We start from the raw sequence: 19,654 nt of genomic DNA on the forward strand, positions 1-19,654 counted from the left end.
TCACCTGCAAAGACGTGCCTGGTGATTTGGCCAGAAATGGCAATCCTTCCATGGTCCTCGCAGGATGCCCGATATAGCAATCTATCCGGCGGAGAGATGCCGACGAATGCCGAAGCAGCAATCTACGAGACCTTCACGTCCATCCTCATCATCACCAATCAATCGCGCCTAATGCGCTGATGCTGTCTGCTTTTTCTCCGCCGCGAGAATCCGGTCCGCCAGGTCCTGCCAATAGCGATTTTGCAGGTCGGCCTTGTCGATGTCCTTTTGAGTGCCCCGGTGCTGCTCGAGATCCGAGACGGCGACCTGAAAATTGGCGACGGACTTCTGAAGCCGGTACATCACGTAATCACGCAGGCCGCCGAGCCATATATCGTGTGCCTTGGCGTATTCGAACATGTCCTCGACCGAGGGGGTCACAAGAGGAATGTCGATAATCAACGTACGCGTGGTCGTCATATGATGTCCGCCGCCGCTGATACCTGACAGGAAGTTTTGCGGAATTGATGGATCCACGGGCTGATAGGCGTAATTGATACTGTCGATATCGATCATCGGCGAGGAATCGCTCGTGATCGGTTCCGGCCCGGCATTGGCTTCGAAAAAGGTGATGACGGAACTATTCAGGAAAACCCAGGCATAGGTCGTCACCTCGGGCGCAAACATCATCTTCTTCAGCGCTTCGTCCGGATGGGCGTTGATCCGCTGTCCCGCAACATGAAGGAGCGCATCGATCTGCTTTTGCGCGATCTTCGCGTCGACGCGCGCCTTCAGGTAGCCGGCAAGCAGAGAAAGGCCCACCGACGCCACACCCAACCCGATGTGCAGCCCCACCTGAGAACCGGCGCCCGCGCCGCCCGTGGCTGGTGTCGTTTCTCCGCTCTCATGTTCGGGCGGGGCGCCGGCGCCACCAGATGCCTTCGTCGCGGTCGGCGGGGTTCCGCTTGGCGGCTCGACATCGCCCTGGGCCTTGGGCGGAGCGCCCGGTTTGCCTTGCCCGCCGGTCGCCACGACCGCTGTCTCGCTATCGCCTTCACCCGCCCCCCCCCCAGCGGGAGGCTGATATTTCCACAGCGCTCCGCCTTGCCTGAACGCCCCGTCGGGAAATGCCTGCGCAGGGATCTCCGCGTCGCCCATGTGTAACGCACAATCCGTGCAGAGCCTGCGGTTCACCCCCACGGCCCAGACGTCGAAGTGATTGGTTTCGGCTCCCCCTTCCAGCAATTGCTCCGCGTCGTTTGGTGCGCCAACGGCTCCACGCCCTTCCGTGCGGGCCGAGGGCTTCCACCGGGTCAGGCCGAGCTGATCGGCGGCCGCATCGATTTCCTTGCTCGAGGCGTTGCCCGAAAGCGTATAGACGTAGCGAGGCTCGTTGGCTTCCGTGTCGCTCTTTTCGGTGACCACTCCAATGGCGATGGTGATATTCCGATAGAGCCTGTAGCGCTCCTTTGGACTGAGCTTCGCGTACAACTGCGTAAACTTGTCCGCGATGTCCGGCATCACGCTCGGATGAACTACCGCCTTCGGTTCCCGCATGACGCGGCTATGCCCCGACTGCTGGATGCTATGCGTGAGCTCATGCGCAAGCAATCGCCTGCCTTCTCCCGTTTCGGGCTGATATTGATTCCTGCCAAACACGATATTGTCGCCGACCGTATAGGCGCGCGCGTGAGTGGCATCCGCCGATCTTGCCGCCCTGTCATTGGCATGCAGTCGAATGGATGCGAAGTCGTATCCGAATTTCGGTTCGAAAAAGGCCCTGGTCGCTGGCGCGAGCGGCTCTCCGGCTGCTCCGAGCACGTCACCCACAATCGGCGGAGCGGCTTCGCGCGCGCCCGCGGTCGATGAACCGATCGTCGAGATGTGAGGCGGATCTCCCGCCGGCGCCCGCATCACGTGCTCAGCCACCTGGTCCGCTTCTCGTTCGAAGGGGTCGTCGGTGGCGCCGATCTCCAGCGGCTTGCACTGTCTATGTCCCCACCTGTCGATCGCTGGTGCGGCTTGTGCCGCTCCCGCGAAATCATGTGATTGAGGCTGGAGCTCCGATTTGGAAATCCTCATCACATGCTCAGCGATCAGGCCTGCTTCCTGCTCGTATTCGTCCCCCGGATTGTTGTTAGCCAGTTCCGTCTGTGTCGCACCCGCTGAAGGAGAATGTATGGGAATCCGGCTAAAATCGTGCCCAAACCAGGGCAATGCCGGTCCGATCAATCCGGCTTCGTGTTCTTGAGCGTCAGCCTGAAGCATCCGCTGATCCGCTTCATTGCCTATCGTGCGCGGTAAGTGAAAGATCGATCTCACCGCGGAACTTTGCCCAGAGTGGTATCGGGTGGGTATCGTGGACTTGGTGGAAGTAGTCTGCTTGGTCGCGTTTGGTTTCTGTGCAAACGTGCGCATGATCCATCTCCATTCATATGCCTAACGCTCGGAAAAGGAGACGGAGGGAAGTATTCGCTTTCAATTGCCGCCCCCTTATCAAGTAAGCACTCTGAGCAGGTTACCTTCAGGCTACGCGACGGAACCGTCCACCACTGGTTTGAACCGGATTGCATCCACGCCCAGCATGTCGTCAAGCCTCGGCCTGCGTATACCGTGTAACGCACCCAAGGGAAAGTACCCATTTCAAAACGCATTTGGCTCTTGGGCAACACAGCCAAGATCGCTTGGACCTATCAATAAAGGTGTAACACGCATGAAAGTGATCCTTTACATCGTGTCCTGGGGGTTTCCGATAGCGGTTGGGTGCTACATGTACTTTCTCTTCACATTCATATCGCGAATAAAGTCCGAGCAGGCCGCGTATTGGGCAAGCATAGGTAACCCGAATAATTCGGTGCCGTCGGGGCAAATTAAAATAATGCGTCTTATCTTTTCGTCCCGAGCGTTGCCAGCCGATTTGTTTGCAAGATACCGCGCGAAAATCTACGGATAAGGATCTCACTCATCGCCGGACTCGTACTGTTTATGGGGGTGCTTGTGTTGGTTTGGATGGGGGCTTACGAACACACCTCATTGGTCGGCGGTAAAGAACTACCCATGCCTTCCGCCCTGCAGGACTAACCGTTAGTGACAGGCCGTTACCATTCGCCAATGCGTAGGACTTCGCGGCCTGGACTTCAGTCAGCGAAGAGGCGAGACGGGGCATAATGAGGAGCCGGCTTGGGTATGTAAGCTGAGAACATACCCAAAAACCTACCTAAAAGCCCAAGCTTCTCTAAGACACCCTGAGATCTCTAGAAACAAAAAACCCCGCAACTAGGCGAGGTTCCGTGTATTTCAGAGACGCCGTGAGACGTCCTGAAACTGTTGTTGGTGCCAAGGGGGGCATCGCATAGAGCCTTGAAAGTCTTGGTACTCAACGATTCCTTCTTTGCGGATTTTCAAGTTACCGTCAAATCTACTGTCAGACGATAGCCACTTGCGACTGCCCGCCTACTTCGAGTCTCGCACAGAGACCCGAACGCCAACGGTTTCCATTCCCCTCACTTTACGTACGCGCGGGCGATGTGGGTGGCATGGCACGGAAACCTTCCGGCCTGCCAGTTCTTTTCTTAGCCGGAACCAGCTCAAGCCGTGGAAACCACACTGGTAACCCGCTATCTGGTAAACATCCGGAGTGTGGATACAGGTTTGGATACCGCCGATCGGGCTCCGCAAACCTTGGGGTAATCTTGGGATGCCCCATCACCCGCATGCCTAAATCCACTGACTAAACCACCCAATCTACTTGCTGAGCTTCTCAATAAGCTGTTCTTTTGTTGTCATACCATCAGGTAAGTATGAAGAATAACTATCTGGAACAAGTAAGCATTCTCTCAATGCCTCTTCTTCGCGTTGCAACTTAATTAGTAGCGCCACCAGATGCATGCGGGAAGCATTGGTGTAAAAGTGAAAGTCTTCTTTCTCACCCAATTTGATCGAACTTGTAAACCTCTCAGCTGCTTCAGGTAGCTGGCCGGATCTCCATAGCGCCACCCCGAGGTCGAAATAATCGCCCGGCTCTGGTGATCCGAGTTCAACAAGAGCCTTTCGATCAGCGACCTCGGATTCTCTATCACGCATATCAGCATAGGTATCCGCTCTTGCACGTAAGCCTGCTTCGCACGTCGGCGAATGAGAAATCAGCAATTGGCAAGCCTCCAACGCGGCAGGGAAATCAGAGGAACTCCTAAGTTTTTCCACGGTGCGCAAGTAACGCTTAAGCTCAACTTCGGTCTGAGGTATCTCTTTCATTTCCGCACCTTGTTGCTACGACTAGCTTGCCAGTCAACCTCGGGTACGTTGCACAAGATCATCACATCGCGCAACACAATGGTGTCCCCACAAACGAACGCATGAGGGGCACGTTATTTAACTGCATTTCCTCCGCATCTCTCACTAACTAATCCCCGCGCACATTGCTCAAGATCAGTGTAGCCACCGGTCACGCCTATTACGCTTCTTTTCTTGCGACGCCCTGCGGCCTGCTGCATCTGTTCATAAATTAATCCACGGCAGACGGTGCGTGCCTGCCGCCATTCCCTCTCACAGTCATCCTCGTTGTCAGAGCCGCACGCACCAGCAGGGGGATGAGGCTCATCCACACATGAATTCACTGTGGCATTCGGCATGACGCAGCCTACAAGAATGCATGCGCCTGCAGCCAATGGGTTCGAACTGCAAAAAGTTGCCACTGCCGAAACAGCGCCCGTCGCCACGGCACCCGGGCTCGGGACGCGCACTCCAGGAGGAAGAACTGGGTCGGCGATCGGTATTGGGCGCACTCCGGGACTCATAGGGCCTATCGGCACAGTGCCCGGAAATCCAGCTAGCTCTCCATCCAATCCCATGGGATCGACGAGGTTCAGTGGGTTGCCGCTGACATAAGCGTAGGTACTCCACTGCCCCCCAAACACCCCCAAGGGGTCACTTTGGGCAAACCGCCCTGTAGCCGCTTCGTAGTCACGATTGACGTTATTGGACAGCCCCGACTCGGCGTCGAAGTACTGCCCCGGGAATCGGAAGTTAAAGGCATAGCCACTGCTCGACGTCGGTGCCAACTCCCCAAACGCATTCCCCACATACGGCCACGACCAAATCGTGGCGCCGGTGCTGCTAGTCACCGCACGCGGCGTGGCGAGACCATCCGCGTGGATGTAGTTCACCGTACTGGCGGTGCCTACGGTATCCACCGTAGCAACCGGAATATCCGCCATCCAGATCGTGTCACGGTTACCAGTACTGGCGTATTCGCCAATCAGATGACTGGCTTCGTCATAAGCGAAACGTTGTGTGAGCGGCGTTGGCAGCGTGGCAACTTTCTGCACGCGCTGATCGAAGGCGTTGTAAGTGTAAGTGCCGACTGTGGCGCCACTGGCCTGCACCACTGCCATGCGGTTGCGGTCGTTATAACCAAACCCATAAGCCTGCCCACCACTCACGCTGGCCGTGGTGTTGCCATTGGCATCGTAGGTTCGCGCAGCATTGCCGATGCTGCTCAGCTGATGAGTGCCAGTGGCGTAAACATAGCTGCCTGTCGCCAGACTACCGCCGGTTTTACTAAGGCGATCACCGGTGGGGTTGTAGGTGAAGCTCTCAACCGGCGTGCCTGCCACATTAAGGCTGGTGAGGCGGTACAGCGAATCGTAGCTGTAGGTCTCCGTCGCCGGGCTGGCACCCTGGGCATTGCCTTCGGCCGTGATGTTGCCCATCGCATCGCGAGCAAAATGCAGATTCAGTGCCGGGCTGGTGAGGTCACTCAGCGCGTAGTTGGCATCGTAGTTGCGCGTGACCGTCTGACCGTTGCCCAGGGAGTAACTGCTGACCGGGCCAAACGGTAGATAAGTGATCGCGCTGACTATCGCACTGGCGGTGCTGCCGCCACTGGGGATGACCTGCACACTGCTGAGCTGACCGTTGGCGTTGTAGCTGTCACTGACCCCGGTGTTGCTCGGGCTGAGCAAGGTACTCAGACGACCGGCCAAGGTGTAGGTGTACTGGGTGGTATCGGTGACGCTACCGATGATTTGCTGTTTCTGGGTGACGTTGCCGCGCGTGTCGTAGCAAAACACAGTGGTGACGCTACTCTCCACCACACGGGTGAGCCGACCGAGCGGACGGGAGGCGGCACAGCCGGTAACGCTATTGGCGTCGTCATAGCTGTAGCTCACGTTGAGGGCTGGAGTACTAGCGTAGACGGTGCCGATCAAACGATTGATGGCGTCGTAGCTGGATGCGCTTACGATGCCGCGTGCATCGGTGTGCGTGAGGCGGTTTCCGGCAGCGTCGTAAGTGTCGCTGCTATTGCTGGTATCCGGGCTTTGTAGCGCGGTGCGATTACCCAGGCCATCGTAGGTGTAGGTCGTGGTAAGGCTGCTGGGATCGGTGGCGCCGGTGAGTTGATCCCGCGCATCGTAGGTGAAGGTACTGCTGGTGTTCTGGGTCGCTGTATCGGTGCCGTTGTAATTATCGAGGGTGCTGACCAGACGATGGAGGCCGTCGTAGCTCTGCTTGCGCTGTACACCCAAGGCATCGGCGGTATGCACCAGATTGCCGTTGGCGTCGTAGCTGTCGCTGTAGCCAGCGTTGAAGACGGCGCGGTTGAGCGCATCGGTGACGGCCGTCAGCTGCCCCAGGGTGTTGTAGCTACGCGACAGCGTACGACGCACGATGCCGGTGCTATCGTAGATGTCTTCTTTGATTTTGTTGCCGGCGGCATCCAGCGTGTAGTGGATGCGGTTGCCCAAGGCATCAGTGATGTCGGTAAGGCGATGGGCCGCATCATAGGTGTAGCTGACGAAGACGCCATCGGGGTCGGTGACCTTGGTGACGTTGCCCACCCCGTCGTAGGCCATCTGCGTCATCGCGTCCTGCGCCGAAGCGGAACCGTCGGCATTAGCGCGCACCGTGCGGGTGAGCAACCAACCGCGGGGGTGATAGCTGAGGTCGGTGATGACGCCGTTGACATCGCGTTGACGGACCACACGACCGTTTTTGTCGTAGGCCACCGTGGTGACCACATGACCGAGCGCATCGGTGATTTGGTAGAGATCGCCGGCGCGGTGGCAGGCGCCACCGGCGGTGCCGCAGCCGGATTCGTCGGTGCTGAGGTAGTAGCGGTAACTTGTGACGTCGGTGACGTCAGTGCGCGGGCCCGCCGTGCTCAGCACCAAGCCGACGAGTGGGCATTGCGTGCTGTCGACGGCGTCGCAATAGGTGGTCGTCCAACGGCGCACGCCCGTGGGTGGGGTGCCGCTGACGGCGCAAGTATATGACGCCGCCGTGGCCGGATCGACCTCGCAACGGGCCAGGACCTGACCCCGCGCGTTGTAAACCCAATCCATCTTAGCGATAAGCGTATGGCTGGCATTGAAGGTGCGGCGCTCGCTCGGCACGCGGAACTGCGGATGCCAATCGGTCTGAATCGTGCGCTTCGCCGACGGGGTGGCAGTGTCGTTAGAGGCTTCAACGCGCTGCGTTTCCAAGCCGCGCGTATCGTCGTAGGTATAGAGGGTGGTGCTGCCGTTGAAGTCCGTTGCATTGGCCGGATAGCCCGCGCTGTCGTAGCTCTTGGACTGCATCGTGAGGCCACAGCTTACGCACGGTGCGGACGCCGCAGTAAGATTTTGAACCCCGTTGATCGTCGAAAACGTGAGTGTGCGGGCCTGTGCGAGCGGATCGGTGACACGCGTCGACCCATCATCGTAGATCCAGAAACTGTTTCGTTCGATCGTTCCATTGGCAATATCCGGTGCCAGGAAGGAGCTGGAGGCATGCCCGCTCCAATCGTAGATCACCGTTTCATAGCGGGAGCTATTCTCATCAAACACGCCGGTGATCGCATTATTGTGATTCGCGTCCTCGTAAACGTAGCGTCGTGTCTTGCCACCGGGATAATCCACGCTGAGCAGATTGCTGAGTCGATCCAGCGTATAGACATACGCCTCCCCAGCGGAGGTGGTCATCAGCACCACCTGGGTCAGGTCATCCGCGATCTGGTACGCAAAGCTCAGCGATCGACCGCGCACATCGGTCACGCTCTGTAGTCGGTTGTTGCTGTCGTAGCTCAGCGTGCGCAAGCCACCCGACTTATCCCACAGAGTGGTCAGGCGTCCCTGGGCGTCGTAGGTCTCGACCAGATCGGTGCCCGAGGTGAAGGTCCAGGAGCCGTCCGCCTGAGGAATCAACGTCTCGACCGGCGTGCCGGCGAAATGCGGATACTCGCTACCGCCGGGGCGAAAATATTTGATGCTGCCGTCCGCCTTCACCACGCTGTGCGTGACATAGGTCGAGCCTGCGATGGCATACAGATGGCTATCGTAGGGCGTGCGCCATAGTCGCCCCAAGATGCCGTTGGCCGCTGCCGTACTTACCGCACCACTGGGCGCCTCATAGCCGAAGCTGTTGTAGTTGCGCGAGAAGGACAACGGCCCGGTGCCCGGCGTGTAGTCGGTTTCCGCGAACAGCTTGGCGCCACCGCCGGGCTGAATGGGATGGCCGATCGCCAAACAAGGGCACGGCTGCGGCGCGTCTTTGATACAGACGCCGGTACTCCCGTCGATCCGATGCGAGCCCATGGGACAAGCAATGGGCTCCTGTTTACTCATACGGAAATCGACGGTGTTGACTTGTGACTGGCAGACGCCCGAGGTATCGGTGTAGTGCGACACATAGGCATAGCCATTGCACTCGGTATTTCCCGGACTCCCTGATCCTCGACACGCATATTCAGAGCTGTACCCCGGAATGGGGTTATGTGACGGAACGAAAGGCTTGATGGGATAGACCGAACCCGCCGCGCAACGGCTCGATGCGCACTCTAACGAGTACAGCATGAATTGCGCTGCGGCGGCCTCGGTGGTGAAGGTATAGGTCGAGTCGTAAGGTGCCGGGGCGACGTTAGGATTCCCCGAGCAAGGCGATAGCGTCTCCGTCGGCGTCGAATAGCGTGGCGCTAACTGCTTGGCCATCGTACAAACCGCCGTACCGCCGTCCTGCACGCAGCTTTGCGCTTCAGCACGCGTGGACCACACATTGATGCACAAGAAGATCAGCAACAATGCGGCTATGTGGCTCCATAGGGAGCGATAGTTCCTAGAGCGTTGCCATGAACGGTCAAGTCGAGAAATGGTCGTCCATCTCTCAAAAACAGACAGGCTCGGCGCTGAAGCCGCCGCTGTCGAATGCATCAAGCTCAAGTCCTATTCCCCTGTCGTGTATCTGATCCTGGTCTGCTCGCGGATATCGTGAACACCCCTTCAGCGTCGATTTATAGCAGATTTGTTTGGCAGATTCGTTTGTGGAAATATCGCGCGCGGCGTCTTACTCGCATGACGCGAAAGGGACGGAGGGCGAATGGATGATTTGCCCTGAATTCCGAGTGAGTGGCGACTTTTCTCGTCCAGCAAGAAAGTTGCCATGTGTCTAAAACGTGATGTGACTTAGTTTGCCGCTTTGCGGCGGTGTCTATTGAATGGATCGTCGCAAGTCTGGTGTGGTGCGAGCTCCGGTAGATATCACCACATGGTTACTGTCGCGCCGTGCGGGTTGCTCGGCTTGCCAAAAACCTCGCGAGCCTCTTAAGGGCTCCGAAAATGTTGGCAGATGCCCCTACGCGCGCGCGATGTGGGCGGTCATGGCATGGCGACCTGTCGGGACATGCTGGCCGGTTTTCTTAGCGGGAACCAGCTCAAGCCGTGGAAACCATACTGGTAACCCGCTATCTGGTAACCGCCCGGAGTGAGGATACCGGCGATCTGGCTCCGCAAACCTAGGGGTAATCTTGGAGTGCCCCATCACCAGCATGCCTAAATCCACTGACTAAACCGCGCTTATCGCATCCCTTGCAATCGTCCGATCAGACGCCGCAGGTAGCCGCTTTCCCGCTCGGCTAGTTCGGCATCGCGGTTGGCATAGTGCTCAAAGGTGCGCCAGCGCATCCGCTTGGGCTTGCACGGCTCACCGAACAGATCGCTGGAGGTGTCGCCCAACTTGCGGCGGATCGCCCAGCGTTGCGCCATGATGCGGTCGCTGCCACTGATGCGCTGGCTTGCATAGGTCGGCTTCGGGTGAACCGTGCTCCGGTGGCAAAACTGTGTAAGGCCGTTCCATTTGTGCAGGATCTGCGCGCGCCGTCCGGTGCGTGGACAGTGCATGTACCAGCGATAGCCGCCGTAGTGCAGCGGTAGGGACGACAACGGAATAGCACAGGCGACGTTCTTCCGTTCGCCGGTATCGCGGTCGGGTGCGGTGTAGAACAGGGTGAGTGTGCCGATGTCGCCTTGCAGGGTCACAGTGAAGCTAACGCTGGCGCCGCTGCTCCACGTCAGCGAGCCGCGCGCACCGTCGTGCAACTGGTCCAGTTTTGCCAGGTGCCGAATGTCCAGCGCCAAGGCGGATTCCATATGCGGGCGCCAGCCGGAACCGCTCATGCAGGCTTGACCATACGCTTGCGGGACGGTTTGTAGGGTGCCGTCAACAGGCTGGACAGTTGCTTGTATCGCTCGAACAGAAAGGCGACGCGGGCGGCGTCATCTCTGCCGCCCCGATAGTTATATGCAGCGTCAACGGCCTTGTCCAGCGAGTGGTGGGCATAGTGCAAGTCGGTGGGCATGGCGTCAGGGGCGTACAGATTCGCCAACGTGGCGCCGGGGTGCGCAGCTCTTGCAGTCATTATCGCTTGTGCAGCTTGCGAAACCGAGACGCGCTTCTCCTCGGGCACGTCCTGCGGCCACGGAAAGTTGTTATAGACGATATGCACGGAATAGCGATAGTCGCTCTTCAACCTGCCTGCCACTGTGCGCATCCATGCGTTGTGCATCGTGCTGGATAGCAGGCCGAAGTCGTACAGCGTTGCGTGTGGCACGATGCGCAGCAGGTCGCTGGCAAGGGTGTCGGGGTTGAAGTAGCCAATGGGGATAAAGTTGCGACGCTCGGATGAGACATATGGGATGACCAAGAAATCCTTGTCCGGCATACATTCGACTTGAAAGCGTCGCGGCGTTTCGGCGAGCTTTAGCGTCGATTTGCGTTTGCTTTTTTTGCGAAAACTACGTACCGCCGCTACCCGCTCCATCGCATGCGGTAACGCCTTGAGTATCGCCGGCTCCACATCGCCCAACCATAAGCACCAGCGTTCGTAACCGTTCAAGAACTCATCGGCACCCAGCCAGCGTCGAAAGTAGGGCTGAGCGCTCGGCTCGCGTTGCAGGAAAGCCGCCATATCTTCGGGCGTGAACAGATAGTTGCCATCGTCGATGGGTTGGTTGCCCGATAGCATGCCAGGCACATCGCACATCGGCTTGCCGCGTCGCTGCAATACCACGTTCGGCGCATCGGCCAGGTACGGATTGATGTTCTTTGCCAACAGCGCAGTCGGCTCGCTCTTGATACCGTCGCCGTAGACGTACAGCGTGCGCTTGGCGGGCTGTTGCAGGCCGAAGCCCACAATTACGCAGTGGACTGCTGCAACGCCCTTGCCTTCGTTACTCCATTGGAATGTACGGTGCGCGAAGCGGATCGTTATGCCATGCCCCAGCAGCCATGGCCACAGCACACCGGCCTGTTCGCCTTGCGCGATACTATTGGTTGAGACGAAGGCGACATCGGTGTCCGGATTCTGCGCTATATAAGCAGCTGCTTTCACGTACCACGCCGCCACATAGTCCAACAGACCACCGTTGGCGAGTGGCGCGAAGATCGGCGCCACGTCGGCGCGCTGGTTGTCGCTCATGTACTTGGCGCCCACGAAAGGTGGGTTGCCCAGCACATAGCAGCATTGTTCCGGTGCCAGCACCATGCGCCAGTCGGTTTGCAATGCGTTCTCGCAGACGATGGTCGGTGCCGTCACCAGTGGCACGGTGGGTCGCGTGGTGCCGAAGCGTTCAGCCGCCTCAAGGTTCATTTGATGGTCGGTGATCCATAGTGCCACGCGAGCGATGTGCGCAGCGGCATCATCGATTTCAATGCCGTAGAACTGGTGTACGTTGACGCGGCACAAGGTGGACACGTCCAACACTCCGCGTTGTTCGCCCCACAGCTCCGCGATCACTTCCATTTCCAGTCGGCGCAAATCGCGGAAGGCAATAACAAGAAAATTGCCACAGCCGCAGGCCGGATCGAAAAAGGTCAGTGTGGGTAGCTTGTCGTATAGGGCGCGCAGCGTAGCCTTGGTACGCCTGGGCGCGTGCAACTCGGCGTGGAGGTCGTCCATGCACAGCGGATTGATGACGCGCAGGATGTTCCGCTCGCTGGTGTAGTGTGCGCCTAACTCGCGCCGGGTGGCTTGCCGCGTGGTCGCCTCGGGGTGCTGTTGTTCCAGTACACCTTGGAACATAGCACCGAAGATCGCTGGCGAGATACCACTCCAGTCCAGCTCGGCGCTCTCAAGCAACAATTGGCGCAGATCGTAGTTGAAGGCTGGAATAAGTGCGTGTTCGGCGAACAGGTTGCCATTGATGTACTCGAACGCGGCCAGGTCTTCGTCCAGCGTGGACTGGCGCTCATCGCGTGGAGTATCGAGTACCTGAAATAGCTCCGCGAGCAGTGAGCCAAGGTCTTTGCCGTCGTCGCGGCTACGTTGCACCAGCCGGGTGAACTGGGCGTTTTCGCCAAAGATCCCGGTGTCATCGGCAAAGAAACAAAACAGCAGACGCGTCATGAACACTTCCAGATCGTGTCCGACGAAGCGCACGTCCAGTAATGCTTGGTGCAGCTTGGAAACCTGATACGCCGCCTTGCGGTCGATCTTGGATTCCTCGGCAATCTCACCCGCTGCATCCTCCACCAGAAACGCGAACCAGTCGGCCCGCTTGGGCAGCTCCTTCAACGTACACTCGTGGGTGGCGCCGATGCGCAGATCGGTCAGACGGAACCGGGCGAAGTCCGAAGTGATGATGTAGCGCGGTCGCTCTCCATCCTTGAGCGCCATGAAGTACTCGCTGGCCTGCTCGAATGCGGCATCCAAGTCCTTGCCTCGACTCTTGTGCTCCACGATCAGCTTGCCGGGGATGAAGCTGTCGATGAAGCCGCGCCCGCCGCCCAGTTTGGCTACGGCCTTTTCGTAGATTGTCGCGGACTCGGGCCTGATGCCGAAGCACTCATAGAACCGCGCCCAGAACAGTTTGGCGTCGGCATTCTCACGGCTGGCATGCTGCCACTCCTTAGCGAAGGCAGAAAGGCGGCGGCGAATCTCGTTCCGTGTCGTTGCGACCATGTATGCGGGTGCCTGTCGTAGGTGACTCGATTATGCGTGCTGGGGCGTGCGCGGCAAACTGCGGACGATCAACGGAGGCACAGACAGCAAGCGTGCCGCTTGGTAGATATATAAAAAGGTGTACGGATTCCGTAGCAGCAACATGGGTCGAAATAGTCATTTTAGGTACGAATTCCGTAGCTAACCGGCTGGCGCTTTCGCTGCGTAGGTACGGATTCCGTAGCAAGCATGACGGAATCCGTACTGGCCTTTTTGTTTTTTTGGGGTCGCTTGAACCGTTCAGTGACCGGCTCGCGCCAGTTGCCTGGCGCAGTGGTTGTTGCCCCGCAATCCAGCTTGCCGCCACATTCGTCGATTGCATGCCACGTTAGCGCGTAGAGGCTGGCCGCGTGTAATCCACCTTGTCGCGTCAGCACGATCAGTCCGTAGTGCCGCAGCTCGCGCAAGGCGAAGTTCAGGGTTTCCGGGCTTGTCCACCCCAAGGGTTTGAGGATGGACATGGATGCGCACAGATCGCCGTTGTTGCCTCCCCGGTACTGCCGGGCCAGATCGCATAGCAGTTTGATGGCCGTGCCGCCGCACGCACGCCAATTTGGACTGTCCTGCACGGTATGAGGTATCAGGGTGAAGCTGCCGCGCTCGGTACGGCCCTTGTGCTTCGCCCGGTTGCGCAGCTTCATGGCTGGCTCCGGTGCGCCCGCACGCTCATGCTGCCATCTTCTCGATCAGTGCGCGGATGTCTTCCACCCGCCATGCGGTGATCCGCTCCCCCAACTTGGTGGGCTTCGGATAGCGGCCACTGCGGACACCTGCCCACCAGGTCGATTTGCTTACCGGGATCAGCGCCGGGATAGCTTGTGCGGTTTCAGTGGCGGGCTTGCCGACGATCTGCGGCAAGCGCAGATAGCCGGTTTCGGGGAGTGATGCTGCCATGTTGCTTTCCTTCGCCTTTGGTTGGGCGTTGCTGGACATGGCTAGTCATTCTGGTCACATTTCGGGCGTTGAATAGCCGAAGCGATTTACCCCTTTCCGTGTCGCGACATCGAAATGGGGTCAGTCCTTTCAAAGCCTTGATGCGAAGAAAATAGCGCAGCTACAGGCTTTGAAAGGGGTATCCCAATCTAGTACGCGCCTCCTTTCCGGCGTCCGGTGCGCAAATCATCCGCTCGCAAAATCGATGCAATCGAGTCAGCCAGCTTTGTGCTCGCGCCAATCGAGGTCAAATACTCGATCACCGCGTTATTGGTGGGTGCGGTGTTGGGTTCGTCTGGATCGTATGTGCTCCACCACTGTGTGGCCGCGTCGGCCAGAAGCTCCAATGCTCTCGTGCTGTGGTCGCCCCACGGCCAGCGCGCGGCGGCGGACGCTTCCGGTTCTTGTGCCACCGACTTGATGCAGACAGGCTGCGGAAGCGGGTAGGTCAATCCTTTGCTTGCACACCATGCCACCAGTGCGAGGGCATCCATCTGCCGTTCCTTGTCGCCACGCCGATTAGTGATTTCCGTGGCGGCCAGTTCACCATGGCCAATAGCCCGGTTGAGTAACGTCTCATAGCGGCTGTAGTCCGCTTGCAACGCATCCGACAAGTAGCCGTCTTCGTAGGGATCGACGCCGAGGAAGGCATGCACCGCTTCGGCGACGGAAAGGGTGGGCGCCAGCGACATGATCCGTTTCCACTCGGGAAAGGGTTTGCTCGGTGCCGTTTCCTCCGCTATCTCGCCATCCAGATCGATCGGGATTTTATGAAAGTTGAGAAGACCGACGATTTCGGCCGGTCGGAAGCCGAAGCGCTCATATTCATCAATGGTGTGGGTCATGTGCGAGGCCCTAAAACGGAATGTCGTCGGTCAACGGTTCCCCATCCCGGGCCGCCGTTCGCAAGAGATCCATGGCCACCTTATGGTCCCGCTCGATTTCCTTCACCCCATCCACCGCACTTTTGAATAGCCAGATGGGCGGGTAGTCCTCCCGATTCATCAATCTCAGGACTACAATCGCTGCTTCTTGGTAGCTGCATTCGTTTGCTCGCATCATGCCGCGTAGCACATCGTGCAGACTGAGGAAATCGCCATCTTCCTTGGCGAGAAATGCTCTTACGTTCATGCGCACCCTCACGCCCTGTTAGAGAGGTGCCGCGCCAATCCGGCAGGGTGTCCGGGTTTTCGGGGATCAACCTAGGCGCGGCGTGAACTGGTTCGCTCTAGATTCCTGCGGTGCTGTCGCACTGAAAGCGACAGCGGGTTTCAGCCAGCTTTACGGTGCATCGGCACCACGTTACTGCCAATCTTCAACGCGTCCAGGTAGTCGGCCCATGCCTGCATCATGCGCTTGCGATCTTCCAGGTACTTAGCTGCGTAGTTGTATGCTCCCTTCACTTCGTTGGGTTCCGCATGCGCGAGCTGGCGCTCGATGGCCCGTTCATCCCATCCCATCTCGTTAAGTCGGCTAGAGGCCATCGCGCGGAAGCCATGGCCGGTCATCGTGTCACCGTGATAGCCAAGACTGCGCAAGGCGATATTCACAGTGTTTTCGCTCATGGGGCGGCTGGCGCCGCGTAGACTGGGAAACACATAGCGCCCGTGGCTAGTTAACGGGTGCAGGTCACGCAATACCGCTACTGCTTGTGTAGAAAGGGGCACAAGGTGATCGACCTTCATCTTCATGCGCGCGCCGGGTATGCGCCACATGTTTCCGTCCAAGTCGATTTCCGGCCACTCCGCGCCGCGCAGCTCACCCGGACGCACGAATACCAGCGGCGCCAGCTTCAATGCGACCAGGGTGACAGGCTGACCGGTGAAGCCGTCGATATCGCGCAACAGTTGACCGATCTTTGCCGGGTCAGTGATTGCGGCGTGGTGCTTGTGCTTCAGCCGCTTGATGGCGCCGCGCAGTGCGGCGGTAGGATCGGCTTCGACCTTGCCTTCCAGGATGGCGAACCGGAAAACCTGCCCCGCCTTGATTTTGGCGCGGCGTGCCGTTTCCTGTTTACCCGCCGCCTCGATTTTGCGCAGGGCGTCCAGCAACACACGCGAGGTGATGGCGCCCAATGGCAAGTGTCCGACCTCAGGAAACAAGAAGGTCTCAAAGAGCCATCTGTTTTTGTTGGCCGTCACCTCGGCCACCTTTTCATGCTCGCGGACCATCCATTCGCGAGTGACCACTTCGAAGGTATCGATGGTGGCTTGTTGCGCCTCGGCTTGCTTGCGTTTGGCATCCTGCCGACTGGCGCTCGGGTCGACACCCTGCGCCAGCAGAGTACGGGCGGCGGCTAGCTTTTCGCGGGCCAAGCTGCCCAATGTCTCCGGGTAGGTGCCCATGCTTAGGGTCTTGCGCTTGACGCCAAATCGGTAATCCCAACGCCACCACTTGGAGCCATTCGGGTTCACCAGCAGGTACAGGCCGTTTCCGTCAGCCAACTTGTATGGCTTATCGGTAGGTTTGGCCTGTTTGAGCTTTAGGTCAGATAACGGCATGACGGTAACTCCCGTGTCGGCATGAACACTACTGGGTGCTACCGTCAAATCTACCGTCATCTGCCGGTAGATTTCAATGGACCGGATTGGACGCCGCCGGACGACGGACAATAAAAAAACCGCCTAAGTAGCGGTTTTTTTAGCCTTTCTGGTCCGCATTGGACCGTTTAGGACTTCTTAATGGTGCCCAAGGGGGGACTCGAACCCCCACGACTTACGTCGCTACCACCTCAAGGTAGTGCGTCTACCAATTCCGCCACCTGGGCAGGTGTCTTACTAATACTGTTTTCAGTTTTTCTTGGCGGGTGCCGGTGCTGGTGTTTGAGCGGCCGGTACTTCGCTCTGATGGGTTGCTGCCGGGGCCGTAGTGGCTTGCGGCACTTCCGGGTTAATCGGAGCAGGTGCCTTAGCCGGTGCCGCAGGCTGCGCATTTTGGGTCGCGGCGGGCGGCTTGGCAAGACCGGACATTACGCCCAGGTCAGCGCCGGTATCGGGTGCGCCGTGACGGCTGAGGTAGATACCCATACCCAAGCTGAGCAGGAAAAACAGGGCTGCCAGTACGCCGGTGGCGCGCGTCATAAAAGTCGACGAGCCGCGGGCACCGAATACGGTAGCGGATGCACCGCCGCCGAAGCCGGAGCCTGCATCGGCACCTGCACCACGCTGCATCAAGATCAGCACGATCATCGATGCCGCGATCAAGATGTAAAAGACGCTGAAGATGACGAACATGAGTTCTCTAAGGGTCTGTTGCGCTCAATGCGCCGCGGCGCAGATTCCGAGGAAATCGTCTGGCTCCAAAGAGGCGCCGCCGATCAATCCCCCGTCTACGTCCGGCTGCGCGAACAATGCTGAAGCGTTCGCCGGCTTGACGCTGCCGCCGTAAAGCAGCCGGGTCAGACGGGCAATCATAGCATCTTCTTTTTCGAGTTGGCTACGGATAAAGGCATGCACTTGCTGGGCCTGCTCCGGGGTCGCGGTTCGCCCGGTGCCAATCGCCCATACCGGCTCGTATGCGATCACCGCCGTGTCAAAGCTGGCAATGCCATTGATTTCAAGCACAGCCTTGAGTTGACGGGCTATCACGGCCTCGGTCTGGCCCGCATCGCGCTCGGCCAAGGTCTCCCCCACACAAAGAATCGGAGTAAGGCCGCCGGCGCGGGCCGCGGCGAATTTGCGGGCGACCTGGGCGTCGCTCTCACCGTGATACTGGCGGCGTTCGGAGTGGCCGACCAAGGCCCAATCCATACCGGCATCGGCCAGCATGGCAGCCGATACCTCGCCGGTATAGGCACCCTGCCCCTCGTGCTCGCTGACGTCCTGGGCACCGAAGCCAAGCCCTGATCCAGCATGTTTTGCCGCCAACGCCGTTACATATGGCAGCGGCGGAAACACCACGACGTCGACCATCGGCGGCATTTTGGCAACGATGTCGCCCACCAGTGCGGCGGCCATCGAGTGGCTGCCATGCATCTTCCAATTACCGGCGACGAGTTTCTTACGCATGCCTAACATCCAACGCGATCAAAGCAGACAAGCTTAGCGAGACGACACCATAGCGGCAACGATAGTGTGCTAGCGCAACAGGCAACTCCCTGCAAAGATCACAGCCCTTGTCGGTTACCAGAGATTGCTATGCCCCCTATACGTCCGCTCAGCTTGATTACCGGGGCTTCGGCAGGTATCGGCGCTGCCTTTGCACGTGCGCTGGCCGCGCGCGGTCACGATCTGGTGCTGACGGCACGGCGGGTGGAGCGGCTGGAAACCCTGGCCGACGAGCTGCGCCGCAAACATAACGCCACGGTCACCGTGCTGCCCAATGACTTGGCCGACCCTGCCGCGCCGCAGCAACTGTGCGACGCGCTTGCCCAACGCGGCTTGCACGTGGATTGGCTTATCAACAATGCCGGCTACGGTGTTCCCGGTACGTTCGAATCCAATAGCTGGACGGCGCATGCCGATTTCATCCAGGTATTGATGACGGCGCCGACCGAACTGGCTTGGCGCCTGTTGCCGGCGATGCGTGAGCATGGCTACGGACGCATCATTAATGTGGCCTCACTGGCCGCTCATGTACCGGGCTCGGTGGGACACACGCTATACAGCGCGTCGAAGGCTTATCTGGTGAAGTTCTCGCAGTCGTTAGCGCTGGAAAACCGGCATCTGGGCGTCAACGTCTGCGCACTCTGCCCTGGCTTCACCTGGTCAGAATTTCACGATGTCACCGGCTCGCGCGACATGATGAACAAGTTGCCGGGGTTGATGTGGCAAACCGCCGAAGAGGTCGTGCACCAAGGTATCGACGCGGTGGAATACGGCAAGGTGGTTTATGTCACCGGCCGGGTCAACCGCATCATCAAGACCCTGGTAAAGCTAATGCCCGATCGACTCTCGCTATGGTTGTCCGCGCGTCAATCGCGGCGTTTTCGCAAGCTGGAATAACTGTCGAGAGCCGAATCATTGGCGCGTACAGGTCAAGGTATCGCCGACCACGAAATCGGCGCCGTTGCGTGCCATTTCCCAGTCCACGCGATAGCTATGCTGGTCGAGCCGGACGTAGACGAAGCGCTGCGCCGGCTGTAGCTCCGCCGCCGACGTCCAGGTCCATTGATTCTGCTTCCAGCCGTCCGAACTGAAACGCCGCGCGCCGCCGAAATTATCCAGAATGGTCGCATTGAATCGCTGTGCCTTGCCGTCATAACCCCAGGCTTCAATGGCGTGATAACGGGCGGGCGGCAAGGTGTCGTCATGATGTTTGAGCAAGGCTGCGTCCTGCAGATCATGCTCATATCGCATCTGTGAAGTAATGCGCTTGCCGCTGGTCGGGAATACGCCGGAGCAAGTCCAATCGCCGACAAAATAGTCCAGCGAACGCATGGGTGAAGGCGCAGGCTCAGCAGCCATCGCAAGGCAACTGCCTGCCACGATCACGGCAAACGAAAAGGCGAACGCGACGCGCATGGGCGGCACTCCATAGCAGGAGTGCAAA

Annotated in this window: 14 protein-coding genes and 1 tRNA gene; 1 reads left to right on the forward strand and 14 read right to left on the reverse strand. The window is 58.8% G+C overall.

The window, feature by feature from the left end; translation table 11 throughout:
- Positions 1-168 precede the first annotated feature (168 nt).
- From DVJ77_RS00860 to tpiA, 13 genes are all read right to left on the reverse strand, one after another.
- A complete protein-coding gene (locus tag DVJ77_RS00860) occupies positions 169-2,397 on the reverse strand; it encodes an eCIS core domain-containing protein (RefSeq protein ID WP_114843579.1) in 2,229 nt (742 codons plus the stop codon).
- Positions 2,398-3,723: 1,326 nt separating this feature from the next.
- On the reverse strand, positions 3,724-4,233 hold the full coding sequence (locus DVJ77_RS00870) for a tetratricopeptide repeat protein (protein WP_114843581.1): 510 nt from the start codon (positions 4,231-4,233) through the stop codon (positions 3,724-3,726).
- A gap of 113 nt (positions 4,234-4,346) precedes the next feature.
- On the reverse strand, positions 4,347-8,948 hold the full coding sequence (locus DVJ77_RS00875) for an RHS repeat-associated core domain-containing protein (RefSeq protein WP_225427698.1): 4,602 nt from the start codon (positions 8,946-8,948) through the stop codon (positions 4,347-4,349).
- Positions 8,949-9,809: 861 nt separating this feature from the next.
- The gene (locus tag DVJ77_RS00880) at positions 9,810-10,382 is read right to left on the reverse strand and encodes a hypothetical protein (protein WP_162791313.1); all 573 of its coding nucleotides are present in this window, start codon (positions 10,380-10,382) and stop codon (positions 9,810-9,812) included.
- A gap of 23 nt (positions 10,383-10,405) precedes the next feature.
- Positions 10,406-13,192, reverse strand: coding sequence for a class I SAM-dependent DNA methyltransferase (locus DVJ77_RS00885; protein WP_114843584.1), 2,787 nt, complete (start codon positions 13,190-13,192; stop codon positions 10,406-10,408).
- Positions 13,193-13,353: 161 nt separating this feature from the next.
- Entirely contained in the window at positions 13,354-13,872 is a 519-nt protein-coding gene (locus DVJ77_RS00890; RefSeq protein WP_191983646.1) for a hypothetical protein, read from the reverse strand.
- 25 nt (positions 13,873-13,897) lie between these two features.
- Positions 13,898-14,125, reverse strand: a complete 228-nt coding sequence (locus DVJ77_RS00895) for a helix-turn-helix transcriptional regulator (protein WP_114843585.1) — start codon at positions 14,123-14,125, stop codon at positions 13,898-13,900.
- A gap of 188 nt (positions 14,126-14,313) precedes the next feature.
- Positions 14,314-15,009: a hypothetical protein gene (locus DVJ77_RS21350; protein ID WP_225427700.1), complete on the reverse strand. Its 696-nt coding sequence runs from the start codon at positions 15,007-15,009 to the stop codon at positions 14,314-14,316.
- A 10-nt stretch (positions 15,010-15,019) separates the two neighbouring features.
- Positions 15,020-15,295, reverse strand: a complete 276-nt coding sequence (locus DVJ77_RS00905) for a hypothetical protein (protein ID WP_114843586.1) — start codon at positions 15,293-15,295, stop codon at positions 15,020-15,022.
- Positions 15,296-15,435: 140 nt separating this feature from the next.
- Complete coding sequence (locus tag DVJ77_RS00910; RefSeq protein WP_114843587.1) at positions 15,436-16,665, reverse strand: tyrosine-type recombinase/integrase; 1,230 nt, start codon at positions 16,663-16,665, stop codon at positions 15,436-15,438.
- Between the two features lie 181 nt (positions 16,666-16,846).
- A tRNA-Leu gene (locus DVJ77_RS00915) sits at positions 16,847-16,931 on the reverse strand.
- A 22-nt stretch (positions 16,932-16,953) separates the two neighbouring features.
- On the reverse strand, positions 16,954-17,397 hold the full coding sequence (gene secG / locus DVJ77_RS00920) for a preprotein translocase subunit SecG (RefSeq protein WP_114843588.1): 444 nt from the start codon (positions 17,395-17,397) through the stop codon (positions 16,954-16,956).
- Between the two features lie 24 nt (positions 17,398-17,421).
- Positions 17,422-18,171, reverse strand: a complete 750-nt coding sequence (tpiA, locus tag DVJ77_RS00925; protein WP_114843589.1) for a triose-phosphate isomerase — start codon at positions 18,169-18,171, stop codon at positions 17,422-17,424.
- 129 nt (positions 18,172-18,300) lie between these two features.
- Between tpiA and DVJ77_RS00930 the strand changes: the two genes are divergently transcribed.
- Positions 18,301-19,107, forward strand: coding sequence for an SDR family NAD(P)-dependent oxidoreductase (locus DVJ77_RS00930; RefSeq protein WP_114843590.1), 807 nt, complete (start codon positions 18,301-18,303; stop codon positions 19,105-19,107).
- Positions 19,108-19,122: 15 nt separating this feature from the next.
- Here DVJ77_RS00930 and DVJ77_RS00935 read toward each other — a convergent pair whose 3' ends face one another.
- Positions 19,123-19,626, reverse strand: coding sequence for a hypothetical protein (locus DVJ77_RS00935; protein ID WP_114843591.1), 504 nt, complete (start codon positions 19,624-19,626; stop codon positions 19,123-19,125).
- Positions 19,627-19,654 lie beyond the last annotated feature (28 nt).

This window comes from Dyella tabacisoli, assembly GCF_003350925.1.
In the GTDB taxonomy this organism is placed as follows: domain Bacteria; phylum Pseudomonadota; class Gammaproteobacteria; order Xanthomonadales; family Rhodanobacteraceae; genus Dyella_C; species Dyella_C tabacisoli.

Excerpts from the sequence above, each read along its gene's own strand:
- DVJ77_RS00860 (WP_114843579.1), bottom strand. The coding sequence starts at position 2,397 with ATGCGCACGTTTGCACAGAAACCAAACGCGACCAAGCAGACTACTTCC.
- DVJ77_RS00930 (WP_114843590.1), top strand. The coding sequence starts at position 18,301 with ATGCCCCCTATACGTCCGCTCAGCTTGATTACCGGGGCTTCGGCAGGT.
- DVJ77_RS00935 (WP_114843591.1), bottom strand. The coding sequence starts at position 19,626 with ATGCGCGTCGCGTTCGCCTTTTCGTTTGCCGTGATCGTGGCAGGCAGT.
- DVJ77_RS00875 (WP_225427698.1), bottom strand. The coding sequence starts at position 8,948 with ATGGCCAAGCAGTTAGCGCCACGCTATTCGACGCCGACGGAGACGCTA.
- DVJ77_RS00885 (WP_114843584.1), bottom strand. The coding sequence starts at position 13,192 with ATGGTCGCAACGACACGGAACGAGATTCGCCGCCGCCTTTCTGCCTTC.
- DVJ77_RS00910 (WP_114843587.1), bottom strand. The coding sequence starts at position 16,665 with ATGCCGTTATCTGACCTAAAGCTCAAACAGGCCAAACCTACCGATAAG.
- DVJ77_RS21350 (WP_225427700.1), bottom strand. The coding sequence starts at position 15,009 with ATGACCCACACCATTGATGAATATGAGCGCTTCGGCTTCCGACCGGCC.
- DVJ77_RS00905 (WP_114843586.1), bottom strand. The coding sequence starts at position 15,295 with ATGAACGTAAGAGCATTTCTCGCCAAGGAAGATGGCGATTTCCTCAGT.
- secG (WP_114843588.1), bottom strand. The coding sequence starts at position 17,397 with ATGTTCGTCATCTTCAGCGTCTTTTACATCTTGATCGCGGCATCGATG.
- DVJ77_RS00880 (WP_162791313.1), bottom strand. The coding sequence starts at position 10,382 with ATGGAATCCGCCTTGGCGCTGGACATTCGGCACCTGGCAAAACTGGAC.
- tpiA (WP_114843589.1), bottom strand. The coding sequence starts at position 18,171 with ATGCGTAAGAAACTCGTCGCCGGTAATTGGAAGATGCATGGCAGCCAC.
- DVJ77_RS00870 (WP_114843581.1), bottom strand. The coding sequence starts at position 4,233 with ATGAAAGAGATACCTCAGACCGAAGTTGAGCTTAAGCGTTACTTGCGC.
- DVJ77_RS00895 (WP_114843585.1), bottom strand. The coding sequence starts at position 14,125 with ATGGCAGCATCACTCCCCGAAACCGGCTATCTGCGCTTGCCGCAGATC.
- DVJ77_RS00890 (WP_191983646.1), bottom strand. The coding sequence starts at position 13,872 with ATGAAGCTGCGCAACCGGGCGAAGCACAAGGGCCGTACCGAGCGCGGC.